This is a genomic window from Microbacterium enclense, from assembly GCF_004022425.1.
GTDB classification, from domain to species: Bacteria; Actinomycetota; Actinomycetes; order Actinomycetales; family Microbacteriaceae; genus Microbacterium; species Microbacterium enclense_A.
This window is the reverse complement of sequence record NZ_RBZY01000112.1, coordinates 1-3,759: the sequence shown is the minus strand read 5'-3', so window position 1 is coordinate 3,759 and position 3,759 is coordinate 1. Positions and strand designations below refer to the sequence as shown.

Sequence of the window (3,759 nt, the reverse complement as noted above, 5' to 3'; positions counted from 1 at the left end):
GATGCCACGACCCCGAGGCCGTGGCATCCCTTCGCGTGTTCAGCGAGCCAGACGCTTATTGAGGAGCTTCTGCTGCTTCTTGGAGACGGGGGAGTCGCCCGAGATCGTCTTGCCGCGGCGGGCCCGGCGCGTGTCCACGACCGCGCCGACGGCCAGCGCCAGCGTGATGCCCCAGCTCAGCCACGCCAGGGCGGTGCGCCACGTGAACGGCTCGTCGTTGCGAAGTCCGCGCAGCAACGTGACGCCGCCGGTGATGGCGCTGAGGAGACCGGTTCCGAAGATGTACTGACGCATGACCCCAACCTAGCGACCCGCCGCTCCGGTGCGCCTGCGTCTTGACATCCCCCTCACCACCTCGCGATAAACGCCGATTCTCTCGAGGCACGCCGCGGCGCACAGTGTCTCGGGAGAAGGAGCGTTTATCGCATTCCGGCTCGGCCCGGGGACGCGTTCACCCCGCTGTTAGCCTGAGAGGAAGCTACCGAGGAGGACCTGTGTCCCAGGCCGATTTCGTCGTCGTCGCCAATCGTCTGCCGGTGGATCGCACCCCCGACGGGGAGGGGTGGCGTCGCTCGCCCGGCGGTCTCGTCACCGCGCTCGAGCCCGTCATGCGTCGAGCTGACGGCGCGTGGGTCGGGTGGGCCGGGCAGCCCGACGTGACCCTCGAGCCGTTCGAGTTCGAGGGCACGTTCCTCGTTCCGGTCGAGCTGTCGGCGGCCGATGTGCAGCACTACTACGAGGGCTTCTCGAACGACACGATCTGGCCGCTGTACCACGACGTCATCGCGGCGCCGACGTACAAGCGCGCCTGGTGGGACGCGTACGTCCGCGTGAACCGGCGGTTCGCCGAGGCGGCGGCCGCGGCGGCCTCCGAGAAGGCGATCGTCTGGGTGCAGGACTACCAGCTGCAGCTCGTGCCCAAGATGCTGCGGGAGCTTCGTCCTGACCTCACGATCGGGTATTTCCACCACATTCCGTTCCCGGCCTATGGGCTGTATTCGCAGTTGCCGTGGCGCAAGCAGGTGCTCGAGGGGCTCCTCGGCGCCGACGTCATCGGGTTCCAGCGCGTCGCCGACGCCGGCAACTTCGCGCGGGCCGTTCGGCGCCAGCTGCGCTACGAGACCAAGGCGAGCGGCATCTCGGTGCCGGACGGCGACGGCGGCACGCGCGTCGCGCTCGCGAAGGCGTTCCCGATCTCGATCGACGCCGATTCGTACATCGAGCTCGCCCAGCGCCCCGATATCCAGCAGCGCGCGAAGGAGATCCGCGAGGGTCTCGGAAACCCCCGCAAGATCCTGCTCGGCGTCGACCGCCTCGACTACACCAAGGGCATCCGACATCGCCTGAAGGCTTGGGGCGAGCTGCTCGAGGACGGCAGGGCGACGGTGGAGGATGCCACGCTCGTCCAGGTGGCGAGCCCGAGCCGCGAGCGCGTGGATGCCTATATCCAGCTGCGCGACGAGATCGAGATGACGGTCGGCCGCATCAACGGCGATCATGACTCGACCACCCACACGGCCATCCGCTACCTGCACCAGTCGTACCCGCGCGAGGAGATGGTGGCGCTGTTCCTGGCGGCCGACGTCATGCTGGTGACGGCTCTTCGCGACGGCATGAACCTCGTCGCGAAGGAGTACGTCGCCAGCCGCATCGACAACCGCGGCGTTCTCGTCCTGAGCGAGTTCGCGGGCGCGGCCGACGAGATGGGCAGCGCGCTGCTCATCAACCCGCACGACATCGGCGGCCTGAAGGATGCCATCATCCGCGCCATCGACATGCCCGCCGCCGAGCAGGGTCGCCGAATGCGAGCGCTGCGCAAACGCGTTCGCGATCACGACGTGGAGGACTGGTCGCGCGAGTTCCTCGACGCGCTGTCGACGTTCCACGACCGTGCCTCCAGCGCCGCGGCGGCCGCCGAGGTCGACGCCTCGATCGACGAGCCCGAGGACGCGTCGTGACCGCCGCGGATGCGGCGCTCGAGGCCGTCTCGACCACGGCCGTGCTGGTGGTCGCCCTCGACTTCGACGGGACGCTCGCGCCGCTCGTCGACGATCCCATGACGGCGCGGATGACACCGCGGGCGCGCGCCGCCGTCGACGCTTTGGCCGCTCTCCCCGCCACCTCGGTCGCCCTGGTCTCGGGGCGGTCGCTCGGGCACCTACGCGAGATCGCCGAGCACGACGACGAGTCGCCCGTGTGGCTCGCCGCGTCCCACGGCGTGCAGCTCTGGGTACCGGGCGCGGGCGAGGAGGCCGACCCCGACGACGCGGCCGACCTCGCGCTGCGCGACCGGCTCCAGAACGAGATCACCGCCGCCGTCGACCACCTCGAGGGCGTCTGGATCGAGCCCAAGGAGTTCGGCGTCGGCGTCCACACCCGGAGGGCGCATACCGACAGCGCGCGCGAGGCGCGCGAGATCGCCGATCGCCTGGTCGCGGCCGAGGCGCCGCAGTGGCGACGGCGCACCGGTCACGACATCCTCGAGTTCGCTTTCCGGCACGAGGGCAAGGATTCCGCTGTGCAGCGGTTGCGCGAGCGCGTCGGCGCGACGGCGGTGATCTTCGCCGGCGACGACGTCACCGACGAGGATGCCCTCCGCTCGCTCGTGACGGGGGATCTCGGCATCCATGTGGGGGATCGCGAGACGGCGGCGACGTTGACGGTCGCCGACATCGACGGCCTCGTCGACGTGCTGGAGGCCGTGGCGCGTCAGCGTGTCGCCCACGCGCAATAGACTGCGAGAATGCCCGCTCCGCAGAATCCGAACACCGGCGAGTTCGACATCAAGCCCCGCAGTCGCGTCGTCACCGACGGCATCGAAGCCACCACGTCACGAGGCATGCTTCGCGCCGTCGGCATGGGCGACGAGGACTGGGACAAGCCCCAGATCGGCATCGCGTCGAGTTGGAACGAGATCACACCGTGCAACCTGAGCCTCGACCGCCTGGCTCAGGGCGCGAAGGAGGGCGTGCACTCCGGTGGCGGGTACCCGCTGCAGTTCGGCACCATCTCCGTCTCGGACGGCATCTCGATGGGCCACGAGGGCATGCACTTCTCGCTCGTCTCGCGCGAGGTCATCGCCGACTCGGTCGAAACGGTGATGATGGCCGAGCGACTCGACGGCTCCGTGCTGCTCGCCGGCTGCGACAAGTCCATCCCCGGCATGCTCATGGCATCCGCCCGTCTCGACCTCTCCAGCGTCTTCCTCTACGCCGGCTCGATCGCCCCGGGCTGGGTCAAGCTCAGCGACGGCACCGAGAAGGACGTCACGATCATCGACTCGTTCGAGGCCGTGGGCGCCTGCCTTGCGGGAAAGATGAGCGAGGCCGACCTCAAGCGCATCGAGTGCGCGATCGCCCCCGGTGAGGGCGCGTGCGGCGGCATGTACACCGCCAACACCATGGCCTCGGTTGCCGAAGCCCTGGGCCTCAGCCTCCCCGGCTCCGCCGCCCCGCCGTCGGCCGACCGCCGCCGCGACTACTTCGCCCACCGCTCGGGCGAGGCGGTGGTCAACCTGCTGCGTCAGGGCATCACGACGCGCGACATCCTCACCAAGGAGGCGTTCGAGAACGCTATCGCGCTGGCCATGGCCCTGGGCGGTTCGACCAACGTCGTCCTGCACCTCCTGGCCATCGCCAACGAGGCCGAGGTCGAGCTGTCGCTGCACGACTTCAACCGCATCGGCGACAAGGTGCCCCACGTCGCCGACATGAAGCCGTTCGGCAAGTACGTCATGAACGACGTCGACCGGCACGGCGG

The 3,759-nt window shown here is 69.4% G+C and carries 4 protein-coding genes; 3 read left to right on the top strand and 1 reads right to left on the bottom strand.

Annotated features, from left to right (window positions below):
* Window positions 1-39 precede the first annotated feature (39 nt).
* Window positions 40-294 carry a hypothetical protein gene (locus D8Y23_RS16285; RefSeq protein ID WP_128219076.1) on the bottom strand — a complete coding sequence of 85 codons (255 nt, stop codon included), beginning with the start codon at window positions 292-294 and terminating at the stop codon, window positions 40-42.
* Window positions 295-494: 200 nt separating this feature from the next.
* Here D8Y23_RS16285 and D8Y23_RS16280 point away from each other — a divergent pair, with 200 nt between their 5' ends.
* The 3 genes from D8Y23_RS16280 to D8Y23_RS16270 all read left to right on the top strand — a co-directional run.
* Window positions 495-1,958: an alpha,alpha-trehalose-phosphate synthase (UDP-forming) gene (locus D8Y23_RS16280; protein ID WP_128219075.1), complete on the top strand. Its 1,464-nt coding sequence runs from the start codon at window positions 495-497 to the stop codon at window positions 1,956-1,958.
* A complete protein-coding gene (gene otsB, locus D8Y23_RS16275) occupies window positions 1,955-2,734 on the top strand; it encodes a trehalose-phosphatase (protein ID WP_128219074.1) in 780 nt (259 codons plus the stop codon). The genes D8Y23_RS16280 and otsB overlap by 4 nt, the downstream gene beginning before the upstream one ends.
* Window positions 2,735-2,743: 9 nt before the next feature.
* Window positions 2,744-3,759, top strand: a 1,016-nt coding sequence (locus D8Y23_RS16270) for a dihydroxy-acid dehydratase (protein WP_205797358.1), incomplete at its 3' end; no start/stop codon positions are given.